Consider the following 19593-nt stretch of genomic DNA (forward strand, 5'->3'; position numbering starts at 1 on the left):
TCATAAACGTTAAAAGTGTAAAGATATTGTTTTTTCGGATAAAAAAGGAAGCAAAATTTTTAAGTTTCCTTAACGCTGATAATGTTTACAGGACAAGCTTTTACAGCCAATTCACAATTTTCAACGATTGTATGGTCAGCCGATTTTAAAGTATAAAAACCTTTAGCATTGACCGATTTCAGCAATACTGATTTTCCATCTTTCTTCGACATTTGAAATTGCCTTGGAGCCATTTCTACACAGTAATTACAGCCAATACATTTATCTCTTTGTAACGTAACAATGACCATCTAGTTTTCTACAATTTTATACATTTTGTCTGAAAGACGGATTCGGAAAGGCACTTTCAAGGTACAATTATCGCCTTTAGTAGCTTTTTCAGAATCTACGTCATTAACGAAGAGTTCTTCTAAAACCATTTCTTGAGCTCCAGTACTTGGTCCTGTGATTAAAATTTTATCGCCTTTTTTGATGTCGTAAGCTTCAATTTTGAATTCGGCAATACTGGCTTTTTGGAAATAGTGAACGCCCTTCCCAACATACACTTTCTTTTGAGTAGCACTCGAACCAGGATTGTCACTCCATTCGCCAAGTTTTTGCCCTAAATAATAACCACTCCAAAAACCTCGATTGTAAACGGTAGACAAAGCCTCCATCCAAGTGTTGATTTTTTCTTTGGTAAATGTTCCTTCGTAGTAGGAGTCGATAGCATCACGATAAGTTTTAATAACGGTTGCTACATAATCGGCAGCACGACCGCGACCTTCTATTTTCAAAACTTTAATTCCTGAATCGATAACTTGATCTAAAAAATCTAACGTGCATAAATCTTTGGGTGACATTAAATATTCGTTATCAACTTCTATTTCGAAACCACTTTCTTGGTCGATTACCGTATATTTTTTGCGACAGTTTTGCTTACACGCTCCTCGATTAGCAGAAGAATTATGCGAATGTAAACTCAAATAACATTTTCCTGAAACGGCCATACATAATGCACCATGACCAAAGATTTCGATTTCAACTAAATTCCCACTAGGGCCTTTGTTTTGTTCTTTCTCAATAGCATCGGTGATTTTTTTCACTTGACGTAAACTCAACTCACGAGACAATACGATGGTATCCGCAAACATGGCATAGAATTTTACTGTTTCGATGTTGGTTACATTCAATTGGGTTGAAATATGCACTTCTATCCCCATCGTTTTAGCAGTCATAATTACGGCTTGATCAGAAGCGATGACAGCTGTTATTCCAGCTTCTTTGGCTTTGCTCAAAAGTGTTTTTACAATCGACAAATCGTGGTCGTAAATGATGGTATTTAATGTGAGATAGGTTCTAACCTTTTTTTCTTGGCATCTTCGAGCAATTTCAGGTAAATCGTCTAAAACAAAATTCACTGTGGCACGAGCGCGCATATTTAATTGTTCAACACCAAAATAAATGGAATCACAACCATTGTTTAAAGCGGCTTGCAATGATTCGAAATTTCCAGCCGGAGCCATAAGTTCAATTCTTCCTGAAGTTGTCATTAGCTTATGATTTTGAATAATTTATCAGATAAACGAACTCTGAAAGGCACTTCAAAAGTTACTTTATCTCCAATTTTTGCTGAAGTATTTTCTTTTCCGTTTACCAACATTTTGTCTAAAACTAATTCCTCATTTCCAGTAGTTGGTCCCGAGATAAGTATTTTATCGCCAACATTTAATTCTTGATTTTCGATGCTAAAAAGGCCAACACCAGCTTTAACAAAGTAATGCTCCACTTTACCAATCAAGACTTTTTTGATTTTTATCTTTTGACGAATGTCTTTTGTTTTTTGGGCTTTCGCCAAAGCATTGTCTGACAATTCACCGGAATGTTTGAATAACAATTTTTCAGATTTTCCTTTTCTAAAAACTTTATTGCCTACTTGTTTGCCGCTTCTTAATTTTACTTGTTCGGCCAATGGAAGATGTGTGATTTCTAAACATTCGGTTGAACAACAATTTTCCATGGCAGCTTTGCAGTCGTCACATTGAATAAACAACAAATGACAACCGTCGTTTAAGCAATTAGTATGATTATCACAAGGTTTTCCACATTGATGACATTGCGAAACGATATCATCTGTAATTCTTTCACCAAGGCGATGATCGAAAACAAAATTTTTACCGATGAATTTGCTTTCTATATTTTCTTCCTTAATTTGTTTAGCATAATTGATAATGCCCCCTTCTAACTGAAATACATTCTTGAATCCTTGGTGCTTGAAATATGCCGAGGCTTTCTCGCAACGAATACCTCCGGTGCAATACATGACCAAGTTTTTATCTTCTTTAAAGTCTTTTAATTGCTCGTTGATAATGGGCAAACTTTCTCTGAACGTCTCTACATCGGGAGTTATTGCGCCTTTGAAATGACCAATTTCACTTTCGTAATGATTTCTGAAATCAACAACGATTGTATTTGGGTCTTCTAAAATTTGGTTGAATTCTTTGGCTTTTAAATGCACACCAATATTGGTAACATCAAAGGTTTCGTCATTCAATCCGTCGGCTACAATTTTGTCACGGACTTTAACGGTCAATTTTAAAAAGGAATGATCATCGTGTTCAACAGCAACATTTAGGCGGATGTTTTTCATGAAATCATAGGCTTCTAAAGTATCGCGAAACGCTTCCATGTTTTCGGCGGGGATACTCATTTGAGCATTGATTCCTTCTTTGGCAACATAGGTTCTACCAAGAGCATCAAGTTGGTTCCATTGGATAAATAAATCGTCGCGAAATTTTTTTGGGTCTTCAATTTTGGCATACGCATAGAAAGACAAAGTAAGTCTTTGTTTGCCGGCTTGGTCAATCAGCTCGGCTCTTTCTTCTGCGCTTAAGGTGTTATACAGTTGCATGCTATAAACGTTTAAGTGAGAAATAGGTTGTGAACTCTAAATGGAAGAATTCGTCGCAAATTTACAACTTTTTGCAAATAAAAAAACCACGAGGGAATTCGTGGTTTCAGTTTTAAAAATATTTTTTGTTTAACAGAATTCTGCGTAAGCATCTTTTAAGTTTTCTGCAATCATTTCAGCTGGGCGTCCTTCAATGTGGTGACGTTCTAACATGTGAACCAATTCTCCGTTTTTGAATAAAGCCATACTTGGTGACGATGGAGGAAAAGGGAACATGTGTTGACGAGCTGCATCAACAGCTTCTTTATCAACACCTGCAAAAACCGTTACTAAATGATCTGGTTTTTTGGTGCCATCTAAACTCATTTTCGCTCCTGGACGCGCATTACGAGCTGCACAACCGCAAACAGAATTTACTACTACAAGTGTTGTTCCGTCTGCTTTAAGAGCATTTTCTACGTCATGTGCAGTATGTAATTCTTGAAAACCAGCTTGCGAAAGTTCGGCTTTCATAGGTAATACCATTTCTTCTGGATACATATTTTTTTATTTTAGATTTTAATAATTGATATTAGATTTTCTAAAAATCTACTGCAAAGATAATGAGATTTCTATTTTTAAATTTTAAAGAAATCATAAAGAATTATTATGGTTGAATAGTTCTTGTTAAAACCTGAAAATTCTAGTTATCAAGGCTTGAATGAAAAGTCCTTTTGGGCATTTCCAAATCACTTGTAAATCTTCCCAAAACGTGGTTTCTTCATCAAGAAATTTAAAGATTACTGTCGAGTTTCCTTTTCGAAACATAGAGGAAAAAATGGTAGAACCTACTTCATTTTTCTTGTCTAGAATATCCAAAAGTAACAAGTCATAAAACCAGAATTTGTTGGTTTTGTGCAACTTTCTCAAGTCGGTTTCTTTGGAAAGAAATTGAACTAATGCTTTTGATTTTTTGGTAGCATTCTTAAAGGTATAACCTGTACTTGCTTTTGTCCAACCTCCAGCAGAGCCAATGTTAATGATGTTTTTCGAATTGTGTTTCCAAAACGGATAACAAGTCATTGGAATGTTTCCCTGTTCTTTTTCGATGATTTCGTAATCCGTTATTCCTAGTTTTTGAATGTAGTTTTGGATTTCGGTTTCGTATTCTTTTCTAGGTAATAATTCTTTGGAGAATAAAGTGTATTCCAATAAAGCTTCGGTTTCGGAAGTTGGTAAAACGTACATGAATCTTGTGTTGCCTTTTTGTTTCACAGAAAAATCCATGAAAGTGGCACAATCCGGATTAAAAACAGCTTCCTTACTTTTGATAAACCAACCAATAAAATGCTGATGCAAAAAAGGATATTTTGATTGACTCTTTACTAATTCAGGATTGAAAACAGAATTAAAAACTTGATTACAAGTATAACTTTCCACTTCTGTTTTAACGACACAATGATTGCCTAATTCTTTAAAATCTAGTACTTTTTGATTGACAAACTGAATGTTCGATTCTTTAGTGATAACTTCAAAAACCAAATTGTAGAAGTCCAATCCCTTTATCATTTTGTATAGATATGGAGCTAATTGTAGTTCTCTTTCAAAGCTTTTATCTTTAAACCAAGCAGAGTGCCATTTGGCGAAAGCCATAGTATCATACAACCCCTTTTCATCCCAAAAACACCAAGTACGGTCATTGGTTTTCTTTGGATTTTCATCAATTAGCAGTATGTTTTTATCTTTAAATTTTCCTGAAATTACCATTTCATATACCGTCATCAAAGCGGATAATCCTGAGCCAGTGAAAATGTAATGGTAGTGTTTCATTTATATTCGGAAAGATAAACCGAGAGCAAGATAATGGTCTGGTGCATTATCGGTAATGCCAATTCCTGAAGACAAATCTACCATAAAATTGTTGTTTATCAAATAGGTAAATCCGCCATCAAGATTGTGATTGGGGTTGTCATTTTGTGGAGCAAAGCCAAACATTTCTGCGTAACATCCTAACTGATTGTTTATAGAAAACCCAGTGGTTAAGGTATAAATAAAAGTTTTGTCAAGAGAAAATCCATCCCATTCACAGCCTAAATTATAACCCAATGAAAATTTTTCTGAAAGGGTATGTTGCATAGTAAACCGAAATTCGGGTGCGATGTAATCGGTTTTATATCTTGTTGAGGCTAGTTTTGGAATAGAAATATGTCCAATCAAAGAAGTTTTTGGAATTATCCCTTTTTCTTCACAAAGGTTAACTTTAAAACCGACATAAATTGGCGTAAATCCAGTAACGGTTTCGTTATTGATTTCTTCAGAAATGAATTCCGTAATCAATCTCAACTCTAAATTTTTTATTAGACCATATTTCCACAAGACGGAGGGTAAACTATTACTATTGCCCGTTTCTTTATCCTTTTGAAAAGTGAAACCCATTTCTGCCTGAAGCATTCTTTTGGGAACAATAGCTGGAGTTTCGGTTTGGTCAGGTCTATCAGCTTCAAGGGGATCTATAGTTTGTGCCAAAACGGGAAACCATCCCAGAACGCAAAAAAGCAGTATTATTTTATTCATCAAATAAATTTTAGACAAATCTAAAAAAATATTTACCCTAATCAAATATCTTTTTATATTTGTACAAATGTTTTAAACATGAGTAAGTCATTAGAAGAAGTAAATCAATCAATTCCCACCGAAAACAAGAAGACTGGTTTTAGAAAAATTTTAGCTTTTCTTGGTCCGGCGTATCTAATTAGCGTTGGTTATATGGATCCAGGAAATTGGGCAACCGATATTGCTGGAGGAAGCCAATTTGGGTATACTTTGATTTGGGTTTTGTTGATGAGTAATCTCATGGCTTTGTTATTGCAAAGTTTGAGTGCGCGTCTTGGAATTGTTACCCAACGCGATTTAGCGCAAGCTTCAAGAGAAACGTATTCTCCTTTTATCAATTACATTCTCTATTTTTTAGCCGAAATTGCTATAGCTGCCTGCGACTTAGCCGAAGTTCTCGGAATGGCAATTGGATTGAATTTGCTGTTTGGCATTTCTCTGATTCAAGGGGTAATGATTACGGTTTTGGATACTTTTTTATTGTTGTTTCTAATCAATAAAGGCATCCGAAAAATGGAAGCTTTCATCATTGCCTTAGTGATGATTATTGGGTTTTCTTTTTTGTTTGAAATGATATTTGCACAACCAGAAGTGGGACAAGTGATTAAAGGGTTGATACCAAGTATTCCAAACAATGCAGCGCTTTATATTGCCATCGGGATTATTGGTGCAACCGTAATGCCACACAATTTGTATTTGCATTCGTCCTTGGTGCAAACTCGAAAATTTGACAGAAGTGAATCTGGAATTAAACAAGCTTTGAAGTACAATTTTATTGATTCTACCATTGCTTTGAATTTGGCTTTTTTTGTCAATGCGGCGATATTGATTTTAGCAGCAGCCACCTTTTATAAAAACGGCTTGTTTCAAATTGCTGAAATACAAGATGCTCACCAACTCTTAGCCCCTCTTTTAGGAAGTAAATGGGCTCCCATTTTATTTGCTGTTGCCTTGATAGCTGCGGGACAAAGTTCTACGATAACAGGTACTTTAGCGGGACAAATTATTATGGAAGGCTACTTGAATTTGAGAATTCAACCTTGGGTTAGACGTATTATTACTCGGTTGATTGCCATTGTTCCAGCGGTGATTGTTATTTCTGTTTTTGGCGAAGGGATAACCGGAAAAATGTTGATTTTGAGTCAAGTCATTTTGAGTTTGCAATTAGGATTTGCTATTATTCCATTGATTCACTTTGTTAGTGATAAAACAAAAATGAAAGGTTTTGAAATTTCGAAAACAACTCAAATTGCCTCTTGGATTGTAGCCTTGATTATTGTTTCTTTAAATGCCAAATTGGTTTTTGATGAAATTAAAGGTTGGATACAAACTTCCGAAAACCCAATGGTATTATGGGTTACGGTTGTTCCTTTGGCAATAGGATTTTTGATTTTGTTGTTGTATATCGTTTTCAAACCATTCATCACAAAAGCCAAACATGAAATACAAAATCATTTACCTCATAATTTCGAATTGAATTTTTCACAAGCAGAAACGTATAATAAAAAACATATTGCGGTTTCGGTTGACTTTTCAGATGCTGATGAAATTGCCATTAACAGCGCTTTTGAGTTGGGCGGAAAAGGAGCCAAGTATACTTTAATTCATGTTGTTGAAACGGTAGGCGCTATGTTTTATGGGGGCAATATTGATGATCACGAAACCACTATTGATGAAAAATTATTGTTGGAGTATAAAGAGATTTTGAACAATAAAGGGTTTAAAGTAGAGGTTAAGTTGGGATTTGGGAAACCAAATAAAGCTATCCCGAAAATTGTTAACGATGGGGATTTCGATATTTTAGTAATGGGAACCCACGGGCATACTGGATTAAAAGATATTTTATTTGGCACAACCGTAGATAAATTGCGTCATAAAATTTCGATACCCTTATTTATTGTAAAAAATTAAAAAATGACTTTTTCAGAAGAAAATTACTTAAAAACAATATATCACATTACTGCTTTATCGGGAGTTGAGGTAAGTACCAATGCCATTGCTGAGAAAATGGAAACCAAAGCTTCATCAGTTACCGATATGTTGAAAAAACTAGCTGATAAAGAATTGATTGTTTACAAAAAATACCAAGGCGTTTTATTAACAGAGAAAGGGAAATTATCCGCTAAAATGATCGTTAGAAAACATCGACTATGGGAAGTTTTTTTAGTAGATAAATTACAATTTTCATGGGATGAGGTTCATGATATTGCCGAACAATTAGAACACATTAAATCAGAGAAACTGATTAATAAACTAGACGATTTTCTAGGCAATCCAACCGAAGACCCTCATGGAGACCCAATACCTGATGTGAATGGGAAGATTATTAAAATAGAGAAGTTATTACTTTCAGAACTTAAAGAAAATCAAATCGGAATTTGTGTAGGTGTCAAAGATTCTTCAGCAGAATTTTTAAAATATTTAGACAAGAACAAAATCGCTTTGGGAGTTAGTATCAAGGTTAATTCGATAGAGGAATTTGATTTATCGCTTAACGTAAAAGTAAACGAAAGTGATTTGTTGATAACCCATAAAATTGCCGGAAATATTTTTGTGAAAGTAGCTTAGTTACATCCACAATCATCATTGCCACAGTCCTTCTTTGCTTTCTTTTTTCCAAAAAACTTTCGGATTAAAAAAATCAAAGCAGCTGCAAATGCCAAGTAAACCAAGAGTTGTTGCACTTCCATTATTTCAAGAATTGATACGCAATTAGCGCTGTTAGATATGCAAATCCGCTCATTAAAAGCAATTGTATCATTGGCCATTTCCAGGAATTGGTTTCTTTTTTAGTTATGGCAAGCGTACTCGCACATTGCATAGCAAAAGCATAAAACAGCAACAAAGAAATGCCAGTTGCAAAACTAAATACTTTACTACCATCAGGATGAACATCGGCTTTCATTTTATTTTTTATAGTACTATCATCGTTGCTGTTTCCGACGCTATAAATAGTTGCCAAGGTTCCCACAAAAACTTCACGAGCTGCAAAGGATGACACTACAGCAATCCCAATTTTCCAATCATAACCTAACGGTTTTATCACAGGTTCAATAGATTTTCCGATAGTTCCGATATACGAATGCTCTAATTTGTATTCACTAATTTGATTGTCAACAATAGTAGAATTGATTTCTTTTGTTTCGCTGTGAATTTTTTCAGTAACAATTTCACGAGCATTATCAAAGTCTTTTCCAGGACCATGTGAACCTAAAAACCAAAGAATTATAGAGATGGCCAAAATGATTTTTCCAGCACCAAAAACGAAGGATTTTGTTTTTTCAATGACATTAATGGCAACATTTTTAAAAAGAGGAAGTTTGTAATTGGGCATTTCCACGACGAAATACGATTTCGATTTCAACTTAAGAATCTTATTTAAAATGAAAGCTGAAAAAATAGCCATACCAAATCCTAATAGATACAAAATCATCAAAGTGGCACCTTGTAAACTGAATATTCCTAAAACTCTTTTTTCTGGAATGATTAAAGAAATTAAGATGGCATAAACGGGTAATCGCGCGGAACAAGTTATAAAAGGAGTAACCAAAATGGTAATCAATCGTTCTTTCCAATTTTCTATATTTCGGGCACTCATGATGGCAGGAATAGCACAAGCTGTACCTGAAATTAAAGGCACTACACTTTTTCCCGAAAGGCCATAACGGCGCATGATTTTATCCATTAAAAAAACCACTCGACTCATGTAACCGCTTTCTTCGAGAACCGAAATAAACAGAAAAAGAAAAGCAATTTGTGGAATAAAAATGACAATACCTCCAATTCCTGGAATGATTCCCTCGCTGATTAAATTCGTAAATTCTCCAGAAGGAAGATGCGTTTTAGCATAATTCGCCAAATTGGCAAAAGTAGTATCAATAAAATCCATAGGAACGCTTGACCAATCAAAAATGGATTGAAAAATCAAGAGTAAAATCCCAAAGAAAATGGCATAGCCAAAGATTTTATGCGTCAGAACTTTGTCTAATTTGGAACGTAAATCAGTCGCGTTTTTCGTGTCAATAGTTTGCCCAATTTTCAGTGTATCATTAATAAATTGGTAACGCTTGATGGTTTCTTTTTGCTGTAAACGTTTTAATTCGGAATGTGTTTTTGTGAAAGGACTATCAACTTCATCACGCTCCAAATTCAAAAAATTTACGTCTTGTGTGATGACTAACCAAAGTTTGTAAAGCAGTTGATTAGGAAACGCTTTTCTAAGTTTATCAAAATAATCAAAATCGATACTTGAAGCATTTAAACAGGGCTCAGTAGATAATGATTTGTAATCGACAATTTGGTTTTTTAATGCTTCAATCCCAATTCCTTTTCGAGTACTGACTAAAACTATCTTGGTTTTTAGTTGTTTTTCAAGATAAGGAATATCAAGCGAAATCCCTTTGGGTTTCATTCGGTCCGTCATATTGATGACCAAAATAGTTGGGATTTCTAAATCTTTGATTTGAGTAAAAAGCAACAAATTTCGTTTCAGATTTTCAACATCAGAGATTACAACCGCAACATCAGGATAGAGTTTGTCGTTTTTATTGAGCATCAATTCAATAACCACATTTTCATCAATAGAACTCGCGTTTAAGCTGTAAGTTCCGGGTAAATCGAGAATGTTAGCTTTGATGTTATTAGGAAGTTTACAAAATCCTAATTTTTTTTCTACTGTAATTCCAGGATAATTCCCTACTTGTTGGTTTAATCCTGTCAATTGATTGAACACCGAGGTCTTCCCGGTATTTGGATTTCCAATCAGCGCTACAGTAATGTTTTGATTGCTCATTGTTATTTTTTCTCGTGGAGTTCAACTTCAATCTCACGAGCGGTTTCTTTTCGGATGGCCAAATGTGAACCATTGTTTACATTCAAATACATAGGATCTCCAAGAGGCGCAATTTGAATAATTTCCAAATCGTTATCTGGCAAACATCCCATTTCTAAAAGCTTTAGCGGAATTTTGTCCATGTTAACGTAGGTGATGATTGCTTTGTCTCCTATTTTTAGTAAATCAACAGTAGTTTTCAATGCTTATTTAGATTGAATTAAGATTACAAAAGTAAGGATAAAATGAGAAAAGAAGATGATAAATATCAGTTTAACTAATTTTTGTCATTTTCACGCAACCAATTGATATCTTTAATCAAGCGTTTGATTTCTTCTTTCTTGGTCCCGTCGTAAAATCCACGAACTCTTCTTTGAGCATCCACTAAAACAAAATTTTCAGTATGAACCATATCGTAAAGTTCTTCAGGCTTGCCCAACTTTACAGCCAAATAAGATTTTCTGGCCATGCTATAAATGTCCTTTTTATCACCAGTTACTAAGTTCCATTTGGCATCTACAACTCCTTTTTCAATAGCATATTTTTTCAAAACAGGGACACTATCAATATCGGGAGTCACTGTGTGAGAAAGCAACATTACTTTTGGATTATTTAGAATGGCTTTTTGAACATCTACCATATTAGTAGTCATAATAGGGCAAATCGATTGACACGTAGTAAAGAAAAAATCGGCTACATAAATTTTACCCTCGTAGTCTTTTTGAGTAATTGTTTTCCCGTTTTGATTAGTAAATGAAAAGTCGGCAATTCTATGTGCTTTAGCAATATACTGTACGGTAGAATCTACTAATTCCGGATTAACATCAGCCGGATTGTATATAGGTAATGTTTTTTGGGGCTTTAGAACATTATAAAATAACGAGATGGTTATTATGGAAAAAATGAGAAATGTTCCAAAGAAGATTCTATATTTTTTTATAAATGCAAGCATTATTTTTTTTGCAAAAGTACAAAAGCAACTGTTTGTTTGTAACTTTTTAAAAGCAATAAAGACTTATATTTTTGTTAAAAAAAGATTTCTTACAGTAGAATCGATAAATTTGCATCAACTAATAAAAAACCAACTATTTATGAAGTTTAGTACTTTCTCAAAAACATTGTTAACAGCAGTTGTATTTACAACAGTTTTTCAAAGCAATGCTCAGCAAAAAGCCCCAGGAATTGATGTGTCTTTAATGGACAAATCAGTAAGCCCAAAAGACAATTTCTTTCAATTTGTGAACGGAACTTGGTTAAAGAATACCGAAATTCCTGCAGATAAAACCCGTTGGGGAAGTTTTGATGAATTACGTCAAAACACAGATAAAGATGCATTAGCTATCTTGAAAACAGCAGCAAAAAACTCAAAATACAATTCGAAGACTGACCAAGGGAAAGCGATTAATATTTACAAAGCCGCTATGGATACCGTAGCAAGAAACAAACAAGGGATTAATCCAATAAAACCGTATTTGGCAAAAATTGATGCCGTTAAGAACATCAAAGATTTAGAAAAGTTGATGATTTATGCTGAATCTAAAGGTGGCGGTGTTGGGTTCTTTGGATTTGGAATTGGAGCTGATGATAAAAACAGTAACAGAAACGTAGTAAATCTTGGTGTTGGAGGATTAGGATTGCCTGACAGAGACTATTATGTTTCCGATGACAAAGATTCTAAAGAAAAGAGAGAAAAATATCAAGCGCATGTTGCAAGAATGTTATCATTTTTAGGAACAAGTCCAGCGCAAGCAAAGACAGATGCTGAAAAAATACTAGCTTTAGAAATAGCGATGTCAAAACCAAGATTAGACAGAGTTGAGAGAAGAGATGCTAGAAAACAATACAATCCAACAGCTATCGGAGATTTACAAAAAATGACACCCGTTATTGATTGGAACTCTTATCTAAAGGGTATTGGAATTACAAAAATTGACACTGTTATTGTTTCTCAACCAAGATATATGGCTGCTTTGCAAACCATTTTTACTGAAAATAAAGTAGAAGATTGGAAAGCCTACATGCGTTGGATGTTGCTAAGAGGTTCAGCAAGTCAATTGTCAACAAATATTGAAACCGCTAACTGGGAATTTTACGGAAAGACTTTAACAGGTGCTTTGAAACAAAGACCACGTCACGAAAAAGCACTTCAGGTAGTTAATGGAACTGTTGGAGAAGCATTAGGAAAATTATATGTAGAAAAAATGTTCCCAGCTGAAGCTAAAGCTAAAGCAGAGAAAATGATTAAAAATGTAATTCGTGCTTTTGAAGGTCGAATCAACAACTTAACATGGATGTCTGCTGAAACCAAGAAAAAAGCAATTCAAAAATTGAATACTATTACCATTAAAATTGGTTACCCAGACAAATGGAAAGACTACTCCGCTTTAACAGTTAAAAGTCCAAAAGAAGGAGGAAGTTATTTTGAAGACCTTAAAAATGTTGCTGAATGGAATTGGAAAAAAGATTTAGATAAACTAGGAAAACCAGTTGACAAAACAGAATGGGGAATGTCTCCTCAAACGGTTAATGCTTATTACAATCCATCTTATAATGAAATTGTTTTCCCAGCAGCTATTTTGCAACCACCTTTTTATAATTATAAAGCAGATGAAGCTGTTAATTATGGCGGAATTGGAGCCGTTATCGGTCACGAAATTTCACATGGTTTTGATGATGAAGGATCAAGATATAATGCAGAAGGTAATCTAGTAGATTGGTGGACCGCAGATGATTTGACAAAATTCACAGCATTAGGAACAGCTTTAGCTGATCAATATTCTGCTTTAGAACCATTACCTGGAATTCATGTAGATGGTAAATTTACTTTGGGAGAAAATATTGGAGATTTGGGCGGAATCAATGCAGCTTACGATGGGTTACAATTGTATTTAAAAGAAAATGGTAATCCAGGATTAATTGATGGATACACACCAGAACAACGATTATTCATTTCTTGGGCTACTATCTGGAGAAGCAAAATGCGTGACGAAGCTATAAAGAATCAAGTGAAAACAGATCCACATTCACCAGGAATGTTCAGAGCTTATGTTCCTTTATTAAACTTAGATACCTTCCATGCAGCCTTCGATATCAAACAAGGAGACGGAATGTATGTAGAGCCAAGTAAACGAGTTAAAATTTGGTAATCAGATTAATTCATAACTATAAAACCTCAAGTTATTCTTGAGGTTTTTTTATGCTTTTTAGTAAAGCAATGATGCTGATGATTGACCATGTTCCTTCAAGAATTACAAAGGGCCAAAACCTAATTAAATAGGAAGAAAAACAAGCAATGGCGCCACCTAAAATATTCAAAATATAGAACAGTATTCCTTCTTTTTTTATCAGTGAAAAAATATTCAGAAAATAGGCAATTAATATTAAGCTCACGCCTATGGTTCCTATTATATCATTGGTATTCATAAGGTCGTGTTTTGAAATGTATACTGTAAAACGGTTTCGGTTTTTGTACTCAAAATAGTTTTTCCAATAGAGGATTTGTTTTCTTCAAATTGAGGTAATGGCAAATGCAATGTAATGGCTTTTTGTGTATAATATTCCTTCCGTGTCGGATGAAAAGGAGCTACAGCGTTAAAGGTTTCTTCAAAACAATCGTGTTCAATGATTTTCTGAATAACACCAATACAATCCGTTTGATGAATTAAATTAATGGGTGCCTCAGGATTTTCAAGATGTTGTCTTCCTGCTAAGAAGTGAATTGGATGACGATTTTCTCCAATCAATCCGCCAAACCGAAGTACAGTTGTTTTGAAATTAGGATTGTTCTGCAAAAGAACTTCAACTGATAGCAATTGCTTTCCACTTTCACTATCTGGATGAGGTTTTGTGTTTTCTGTGATAATAGCATTGTCATCGGAATAAACCGAAGTAGAACTTATAAAAAGCACTTTTTGTATTTCTGATTTTTCTATAAACGGAATCAGGGTTTCTATTTTTTTGACAAAATTCTCATTTGAATTGCTTCGTAACTTTGGAGGAATATCAATAATCAGGATTTCAGATTCGTTGAAAAAAGATATAATTTCTCCTTTGATTTCCTGTTCTAAAAGTTCTATCTGAAAAGCCTCAATTCCAAGGTCATTTAAAACCGAAAGCTTCCCGACAGATGTTGTTGAACCTTTAACTGAAAATCCTTTTTCTAATAATGATTTTGCTAAAGGCAAACCCAACCAACCGCAACCTAAAATAGAGATTTGTTTCATCGTTTTAGGCTGTCAATAGTAACATTCATAGTATCTCTATTTAATGAACTCCTTCTGAAAGTTGGTTTTTCTTCAACTACTTTTGGGGAAGGTTTTATTTTTTCTTTTATTACTACGGCATCATTCAAAACAAAAGGTGTTGGAATCATCCAAGATTTTCTTTTGGCAACCGTAAATAGTGGATTATTTAATAAATCAAATGAACTCTCCATCAATTCCAAATCGAGTTTTTTGGATGATGAAATTGAAAACTCTAGTTCTAAAGGAATATTTTCAACAACATAATATGTTAATAATTTTCCATAAGTAGTTGAAGCTATAGTGCTTTTAAAATCTATTGATTTAACCCCATTGGCTTTGAGATTATTAATTTGAACAGCGTTGTTTACAAATATATCATAGCGATTAACAACTCGGTTTGGCGTAATTTTTATTTTATACAAATGCTGATTTCCTTGGATAGTATCTCGAAGAAATTCGATAGTTGGCTTGGCTATGTTTTTTACTGGAGCATCAGTCATAAAGGTGAATTCTGAACCGTATTTGCTATATATTTTAGTGGTGTTTAATGGGGAGCCATTTATTGGTTTTTCGCTTAAATAGGCTTTAGTCCATTCGTCAAGATTGTTGTCATAGGTTGTCCAAAAGGCCTTATTGGAATCGGCATTTAGGATATAAACTAAACTGTTCGGTTTTGCTTTTTCATTAGAATAACTAGAATTTTGATGGGCTTTGACAAAGAAACCAATTGAAACTAAAACAAAAAAGATAGCCCATATTCCTTTTTTGGCAAACGAACCAAAAACAGGTAAGAGTAATGTAAAACCTAAAACAACCAAGAGACAACTTACAAAAAGAATTTTCAATCCTAATCCAATAGGGAACATTACTATGAATGGCACCAAAATTATCAAAGCTGGAATGGCTAATAAACAATTCAAAATCCAACTCGATTTTTGAGTAAGCACATAAAAACCTAGCATTAGGGAACTGGTTATTACGGGAATTATCAAAAATCCAGCACCCTGTAATTTAAGAGCAATTCCTAGATTTATTAGCAACCAAATAAATAAAGGAGCTATCATTTGACTCATCTCTGGATTTCGTTTTCCATTATTTTGGTAAAACAAGAAGCAAATAGCCAGCGCTAAACTCACAAAAGCATAAATATAATCGTGACCATTATAAGTAAAACCGTGAAGAATGTCATTGTATTGAGGGTAAAAGTTGAGCAACAATTTCCAACCTATATAAGCCACCAAAACAGCCGTTACTAGTGAACCAAAAAACGGAATAAAACCTTTGATAATTTCATCCAAACGTAAGGCACGTTTGCCCAAACCAACAAAAACAAATAAGAGAAACAATCCAAAAGCAATAATTAACATTGGAAAAATCCATGAAAAGGGATAACTCACAAAACCAAAAGGAACATTAAAATAAACTTCATCTTTGTTCGAATTCAAATTGCTCAAATCAGCATTAGCAAAATAATTCAGTAATGGAAACAAATAACAACCTTGATGTGCTACTGTTTTTGGGTCTAGATTCCCATAACTATCTTGAGCAGTATGATAATTATAATGACTATCTATAAATGCAAAATTAAACCCTTGAATTTTCCCTTGTTCTCTAAAAACGGTCAAATCAGTGTCGTTAGGCAACATTTTATAAATGCTATACATTAATGAATTAGAAACAGGATAAGTTACATTTCCTGCTTTGAAAGCATCTACCATTTTGGCATTACCATCATTAGTTTCCATCAACATATAACTTGGACCAGAACTTCCTCTTGCTTCAAAATTCAAGACCAAACCAACTTGTTTTGCCAATTGATGTTCAGTCACAAAAAATGCTGCGCCATTTAAACCCAGTTCTTCTGCATCGGTAAAAAGAATGATGATATCATTTTTGTGAGGTGTTTTATTATGCAAAAAAGCACGAACACTTTCTAGAATTGTAGCTACTCCCGAAGCATCATCGCTGGCGCCTTTTGAGAAAGAATGGGGTGCCGAATCATAATGAGAAAGCAGCAACAAAGCTTTGGAGTTTTTAGCCCCTTTTATTGTAGCTATAATATTTTTCGATTTGACCAAAGTGCCTTTTTCTGTCATAGAGAAGCCTTCTTGTATTGAAGTTTCTAAACCTAAGTTTTGCAATTCCTTTTGTAGATAATCAGCAACAATTTCATGATTTTTAGAACCTACAAAATGAGGCTTTTTTGAAATTTCTTTTACTGTTTCTAAAGCTCGTTTGGTAGAAAATTCAGAAAGAGGTGCTTCGGTTTCGTCATAACTTTGCGGCATCATGAAGAAGAAAATACCAAATAATATCGTTACGAGCACTAGTAGGGAATAAATGGGAGTGTAGTTTTTTCTCATTTGAGTTGGGCTTAAATGTCTTTTTTAACTAACATATAAAAATCGTTATCCAAAAGCATATAGCCTTGGTCATAAACAAAATAATACGTATTTCCAGATTTGGTATGTAAAACATTAGTCATAAAATCAAAATCAAATCCCTTACTGAGTAGTTTGGTTTTAGTTGTTTTTGATTTTCCATCAACATTAAGTTCAGACAAAACTCGGTAATTTTTGCGCAACTTGTTGTTGATGTTTCGCATATAATTGGTGCTGTCCTTGTTGATTTTGTTGTTATAGGCATTGCGGCAACCATCACTACAGAATTTTTTGTCTTCGCGACCCACAATTATTTCACCACATTCTAAACAGGTTTTACTCATGAGTAATTCTTTTAAAATCAATCAAATATAGATAAAATTTTCCGTTTACAAACGTTTACAAGCAATTACAACCGAAAGTAAACGTATAACTACCGAATAATTTTTGGTAGTCACTCCAACTTTGCCTCGTTGATTTGAAACAACAAACTCAAACAACAAAAATAATTTTAACAATAACATTTAAATTTTAAACGCCATGAATGCAATGAAAAACAAAGTACAATTAATCGGTCACGTAGGACAAGAACCAGAAATCAAAACGTTTGATGGAGGGAAAAAAGTAGCTAATATTACTATCGCTACTAATGATTATTACATCAACGACAAAGGAGAAAAAGTAGAACAAACCGAATGGCATCGAGTAACCGCTTGGGGTAAAGTAGCTGACATCATTGAAAAATTTGTTGAGAAAGGAAAAGAAGTTGCTATAGAAGGAAAACTAACTCATAGAAGTTATGATGACAAAGACGGAAACAAACGCTATGTTACCGAAGTAATTGTAAATGATATTTTATTGTTAGGGAAATAATTATTGAATTGAAATCATGAATATCAAAGTTTTTACTATTCGGCTTTCCAAAGAATTTTGTCAAAAAGATGAAGACCGAATGAATGAATTCCTAGATTCGGTAGAAGTAAAACTAAGCTCCACTAATTTTGTTACTACTGGAACCAATGATTTTTGGTCTGCTGCCATTTTTTATGTGCCTAAAGTATCCAAAAATGAAAAGGCGGAAACTAAGTTTTCGGAAGAAGATTTGTTACCAAATGAGCGTAAATTGTTTAATGCATTGCGGCATTGGAGAAATGATTTTGCCGAAAAACTAAATTGGTCTTCCTTCAGAATTTGTCATAATTCGCATTTAATTGCCATTGCTAAAGTTAATCCTCAAACGTTAGATGATTTAGAAAAGGTTCCGGGTTTTGGCAAAACAAGAACCGAAAAATATGGAGATGATATTTTAGCAGTATTGAACGTTCTTTAAAAATAACCTCTAGGATTAAAAGCGGCAAAGTGAAAATTTTGCCGCTTTTTATTTGTCAATGTTGTAATAAATTAACGTAAAACAAGGTAAGTTGTCAACACGAAAACGTTTTCGGTTCTTGTTTGAAAATCTAGCCTTAACATTTGTACAACTATTTGATTACATTTAAAATGTCAAACAAAACAAAACCATGAACAAATTAAAATTAATATTGATTTTAATAGTAGTCTTCTGTACTGCCAATTTTGGTTTTGCCCAAGTGGGAATAAATACCACAACACCTTTAAGTACTCTTGATATTAATGGGAATTTATCCGTGAAAACCATAACATTAACTGGAAGTAGTTCTGCGACTCTAATTAATGATGGGGTTTATATTTCTGTAAATCCACAGGCAACGGATCAGGAGTTTCAATTGCCAAGCCCAATTACCTATCCAGGAAGAGTGTATATGATAAGAAATATCAATAATACGATTACGGCTAAACTAACAACGGCTGCTGCTAATTTCTTTTTTAAAGGATTGACTTCCGGAGGAGTTAACTCAATTTACATGTATGACAACCATTACAGAACGCTACTCATTGTAAGTGATGGTTCTAACTGGACCGTTTTTGAATATTAGTCTATAGTAAAATCTCTAACACATCCGATATTTTTTCTAGTGTTCTAAAATTAGGATGCTCTACTTTGTGACTTATTTTTTCATGCTCCCAAGTGGTGTGATAGGGAATGTGTACGGCATAACCACCAATTCCTAAAACCGGTAAAACATCTGATTTAAGCGAATTACCAATCATGAAAAATTCTTTCGGTTCAATTTCTAAACGTTTTAAAAGCTTTTCGTAATTGACTTCTTGTTTGTCCGCCATTACTTCAATATGGTGAAAATAAGGGCCCAAACCAGAACGGTGAAGTTTGCTTTGTTGATCTTTCAAATCTCCTTTGGTCGCTACAATCAATTTGTATTTTCCTTGAAGTGCTTTTAATGTTTCTTCAACACCATCCAATAATTCAATAGGTTTTTGAAGCAATTCTTTTCCGAATCCAATAATTTTTTCAATAGCTTCAACAGATAATGTATTGTTAGAAATTCTCATTGCGGCTTCAATCATAGAAAGTGTATAACCCTTAATACCATAACCATACAAGTCTAAGTTGTCAATTTCAGTTTTAAACAATTCCTGAGAAAGCGAATGATGAGATAAATACGCCGACATCAGCTCACAGAATTTTTCTTCCGTTTCTTGAAAATAGGGTTCGTTGACAAACAAGGTGTCATCAGCGTCAAAAGCAATTACTTTTAGGTTCATAATTTACATCAC

The 19593-nt window shown here is 34.0% G+C and carries 20 protein-coding genes; 6 read left to right on the forward strand and 14 right to left on the reverse strand.

The genetic code is table 11. The features are described 5' to 3' along the window. Positions 1-59: 59 nt before the first annotated feature. The 6 genes from OLM53_RS10110 to OLM53_RS10135 all read right to left on the reverse strand — a co-directional run bounded on the left by OLM53_RS10110 (position 60) and on the right by OLM53_RS10135 (position 5443). Positions 60-290, reverse strand: coding sequence for a ferredoxin (locus tag OLM53_RS10110; RefSeq protein WP_264520113.1), 231 nt, complete (start codon positions 288-290; stop codon positions 60-62). Continuing rightward, positions 291-1532: a U32 family peptidase gene (locus OLM53_RS10115; protein ID WP_264520114.1), complete on the reverse strand. Its 1242-nt coding sequence runs from the start codon at positions 1530-1532 to the stop codon at positions 291-293. Then, positions 1532-2890 carry a rhodanese-related sulfurtransferase gene (locus OLM53_RS10120; protein WP_264520115.1) on the reverse strand — a complete coding sequence of 453 codons (1359 nt, stop codon included), beginning with the start codon at positions 2888-2890 and terminating at the stop codon, positions 1532-1534. The genes OLM53_RS10115 and OLM53_RS10120 overlap by 1 nt, the downstream gene beginning before the upstream one ends. A 129-nt stretch (positions 2891-3019) precedes the next feature. Next, positions 3020-3430, reverse strand: coding sequence for a BrxA/BrxB family bacilliredoxin (locus tag OLM53_RS10125; RefSeq protein ID WP_264520116.1), 411 nt, complete (start codon positions 3428-3430; stop codon positions 3020-3022). Between the two features lie 126 nt (positions 3431-3556). Further along, positions 3557-4699 carry a lycopene cyclase family protein gene (locus OLM53_RS10130; protein WP_264520117.1) on the reverse strand — a complete coding sequence of 381 codons (1143 nt, stop codon included), beginning with the start codon at positions 4697-4699 and terminating at the stop codon, positions 3557-3559. Continuing rightward, positions 4700-5443, reverse strand: coding sequence for a transporter (locus OLM53_RS10135; protein ID WP_264520118.1), 744 nt, complete (start codon positions 5441-5443; stop codon positions 4700-4702). A gap of 78 nt (positions 5444-5521) precedes the next feature. Here OLM53_RS10135 and OLM53_RS10140 point away from each other — a divergent pair, with 78 nt between their 5' ends. Together OLM53_RS10140 and OLM53_RS10145 are read left to right on the forward strand one after the other, a co-directional pair. Further along, positions 5522-7393: an Nramp family divalent metal transporter gene (locus OLM53_RS10140; RefSeq protein WP_264520119.1), complete on the forward strand. Its 1872-nt coding sequence runs from the start codon at positions 5522-5524 to the stop codon at positions 7391-7393. A gap of 3 nt (positions 7394-7396) precedes the next feature. Further along, on the forward strand, positions 7397-8050 hold the full coding sequence (locus tag OLM53_RS10145; protein WP_264520120.1) for a metal-dependent transcriptional regulator: 654 nt from the start codon (positions 7397-7399) through the stop codon (positions 8048-8050). Between the two features lie 121 nt (positions 8051-8171). Here OLM53_RS10145 and feoB read toward each other — a convergent pair whose 3' ends face one another. The 3 genes from feoB to OLM53_RS10165 all read right to left on the reverse strand — a co-directional run bounded on the left by feoB (position 8172) and on the right by OLM53_RS10165 (position 11265). After that, positions 8172-10274: a ferrous iron transport protein B gene (feoB, locus tag OLM53_RS10155; protein ID WP_264520122.1), complete on the reverse strand. Its 2103-nt coding sequence runs from the start codon at positions 10272-10274 to the stop codon at positions 8172-8174. A 2-nt stretch (positions 10275-10276) separates the two neighbouring features. Beyond that, a complete protein-coding gene (locus OLM53_RS10160; protein WP_264520123.1) occupies positions 10277-10516 on the reverse strand; it encodes a FeoA family protein in 240 nt (79 codons plus the stop codon). Positions 10517-10590: 74 nt separating this feature from the next. Further along, positions 10591-11265 (reverse strand): SCO family protein, encoded by a 675-nt coding sequence (locus tag OLM53_RS10165; RefSeq protein WP_264520124.1) that lies wholly within the window; start codon positions 11263-11265, stop codon positions 10591-10593. Positions 11266-11404: 139 nt separating this feature from the next. On the opposite strand from OLM53_RS10165, the gene OLM53_RS10170 reads away from it, so the two are divergent. Then, entirely contained in the window at positions 11405-13459 is a 2055-nt protein-coding gene (locus OLM53_RS10170; protein WP_264520125.1) for a M13 family metallopeptidase, read from the forward strand. A 31-nt stretch (positions 13460-13490) separates the two neighbouring features. On the opposite strand, the gene OLM53_RS10175 is transcribed toward OLM53_RS10170, so the two are convergent. Genes OLM53_RS10175 through OLM53_RS10190 form a run of 4 tightly spaced genes read right to left on the reverse strand, consistent with a single transcriptional unit; the run spans position 13491 to position 17282 of the window. Continuing rightward, positions 13491-13736: a CBU_0592 family membrane protein gene (locus tag OLM53_RS10175; protein ID WP_264520126.1), complete on the reverse strand. Its 246-nt coding sequence runs from the start codon at positions 13734-13736 to the stop codon at positions 13491-13493. Next, positions 13733-14536 (reverse strand): SDR family NAD(P)-dependent oxidoreductase, encoded by an 804-nt coding sequence (locus tag OLM53_RS10180; protein ID WP_264520127.1) that lies wholly within the window; start codon positions 14534-14536, stop codon positions 13733-13735. The genes OLM53_RS10175 and OLM53_RS10180 overlap by 4 nt, the downstream gene beginning before the upstream one ends. After that, the gene (locus OLM53_RS10185; protein WP_264520128.1) at positions 14533-16920 is read right to left on the reverse strand and encodes a M28 family peptidase; all 2388 of its coding nucleotides are present in this window, start codon (positions 16918-16920) and stop codon (positions 14533-14535) included. Before OLM53_RS10185 ends, OLM53_RS10180 begins: the two co-directional genes overlap by 4 nt. A gap of 11 nt (positions 16921-16931) precedes the next feature. Beyond that, positions 16932-17282, reverse strand: a complete 351-nt coding sequence (locus OLM53_RS10190) for a hypothetical protein (RefSeq protein ID WP_264520129.1) — start codon at positions 17280-17282, stop codon at positions 16932-16934. A gap of 196 nt (positions 17283-17478) precedes the next feature. Between OLM53_RS10190 and OLM53_RS10195 the strand changes: the two genes are divergently transcribed. The 3 genes from OLM53_RS10195 to OLM53_RS10205 all read left to right on the forward strand — a co-directional run bounded on the left by OLM53_RS10195 (position 17479) and on the right by OLM53_RS10205 (position 18893). Further along, entirely contained in the window at positions 17479-17811 is a 333-nt protein-coding gene (locus OLM53_RS10195) for a single-stranded DNA-binding protein (RefSeq protein ID WP_264520130.1), read from the forward strand. A gap of 16 nt (positions 17812-17827) precedes the next feature. Continuing rightward, the gene (locus OLM53_RS10200; RefSeq protein WP_264520131.1) at positions 17828-18268 is read left to right on the forward strand and encodes an HRDC domain-containing protein; all 441 of its coding nucleotides are present in this window, start codon (positions 17828-17830) and stop codon (positions 18266-18268) included. Positions 18269-18458: 190 nt separating this feature from the next. Beyond that, positions 18459-18893: a hypothetical protein gene (locus OLM53_RS10205; protein ID WP_264520132.1), complete on the forward strand. Its 435-nt coding sequence runs from the start codon at positions 18459-18461 to the stop codon at positions 18891-18893. Position 18894: 1 nt separating this feature from the next. Here the strand turns inward: OLM53_RS10205 and OLM53_RS10210 are convergent, their stop codons facing one another. Next, complete coding sequence (locus OLM53_RS10210) at positions 18895-19581, reverse strand: HAD family hydrolase (RefSeq protein ID WP_264520133.1); 687 nt, start codon at positions 19579-19581, stop codon at positions 18895-18897. Positions 19582-19593 lie beyond the last annotated feature (12 nt).

The sequence above is a fragment of the Flavobacterium sp. N1994 genome (assembly GCF_025947145.1).
GTDB lineage: Bacteria > Bacteroidota > Bacteroidia > Flavobacteriales > Flavobacteriaceae > Flavobacterium.

What these genes read in the sequence shown, in the direction of transcription:
- OLM53_RS10110 (WP_264520113.1), bottom strand. Translation starts at nt 290, where the DNA reads ATGGTCATTGTTACGTTACAAAGAGATAAATGTATTGGCTGTAATTAC.
- OLM53_RS10115 (WP_264520114.1), bottom strand. Translation starts at nt 1,532, where the DNA reads ATGACAACTTCAGGAAGAATTGAACTTATGGCTCCGGCTGGAAATTTC.
- OLM53_RS10120 (WP_264520115.1), bottom strand. Translation starts at nt 2,890, where the DNA reads ATGCAACTGTATAACACCTTAAGCGCAGAAGAAAGAGCCGAGCTGATT.
- OLM53_RS10125 (WP_264520116.1), bottom strand. Translation starts at nt 3,430, where the DNA reads ATGTATCCAGAAGAAATGGTATTACCTATGAAAGCCGAACTTTCGCAA.
- OLM53_RS10130 (WP_264520117.1), bottom strand. Translation starts at nt 4,699, where the DNA reads ATGAAACACTACCATTACATTTTCACTGGCTCAGGATTATCCGCTTTG.
- OLM53_RS10135 (WP_264520118.1), bottom strand. Translation starts at nt 5,443, where the DNA reads ATGAATAAAATAATACTGCTTTTTTGCGTTCTGGGATGGTTTCCCGTT.
- OLM53_RS10140 (WP_264520119.1), top strand. Translation starts at nt 5,522, where the DNA reads ATGAGTAAGTCATTAGAAGAAGTAAATCAATCAATTCCCACCGAAAAC.
- OLM53_RS10145 (WP_264520120.1), top strand. Translation starts at nt 7,397, where the DNA reads ATGACTTTTTCAGAAGAAAATTACTTAAAAACAATATATCACATTACT.
- feoB (WP_264520122.1), bottom strand. Translation starts at nt 10,274, where the DNA reads ATGAGCAATCAAAACATTACTGTAGCGCTGATTGGAAATCCAAATACC.
- OLM53_RS10165 (WP_264520124.1), bottom strand. Translation starts at nt 11,265, where the DNA reads ATGCTTGCATTTATAAAAAAATATAGAATCTTCTTTGGAACATTTCTC.
- OLM53_RS10170 (WP_264520125.1), top strand. Translation starts at nt 11,405, where the DNA reads ATGAAGTTTAGTACTTTCTCAAAAACATTGTTAACAGCAGTTGTATTT.
- OLM53_RS10175 (WP_264520126.1), bottom strand. Translation starts at nt 13,736, where the DNA reads ATGAATACCAATGATATAATAGGAACCATAGGCGTGAGCTTAATATTA.
- OLM53_RS10180 (WP_264520127.1), bottom strand. Translation starts at nt 14,536, where the DNA reads ATGAAACAAATCTCTATTTTAGGTTGCGGTTGGTTGGGTTTGCCTTTA.
- OLM53_RS10185 (WP_264520128.1), bottom strand. Translation starts at nt 16,920, where the DNA reads ATGAGAAAAAACTACACTCCCATTTATTCCCTACTAGTGCTCGTAACG.
- OLM53_RS10190 (WP_264520129.1), bottom strand. Translation starts at nt 17,282, where the DNA reads ATGAGTAAAACCTGTTTAGAATGTGGTGAAATAATTGTGGGTCGCGAA.
- OLM53_RS10195 (WP_264520130.1), top strand. Translation starts at nt 17,479, where the DNA reads ATGAATGCAATGAAAAACAAAGTACAATTAATCGGTCACGTAGGACAA.
- OLM53_RS10200 (WP_264520131.1), top strand. Translation starts at nt 17,828, where the DNA reads ATGAATATCAAAGTTTTTACTATTCGGCTTTCCAAAGAATTTTGTCAA.
- OLM53_RS10205 (WP_264520132.1), top strand. Translation starts at nt 18,459, where the DNA reads ATGAACAAATTAAAATTAATATTGATTTTAATAGTAGTCTTCTGTACT.
- OLM53_RS10210 (WP_264520133.1), bottom strand. Translation starts at nt 19,581, where the DNA reads ATGAACCTAAAAGTAATTGCTTTTGACGCTGATGACACCTTGTTTGTC.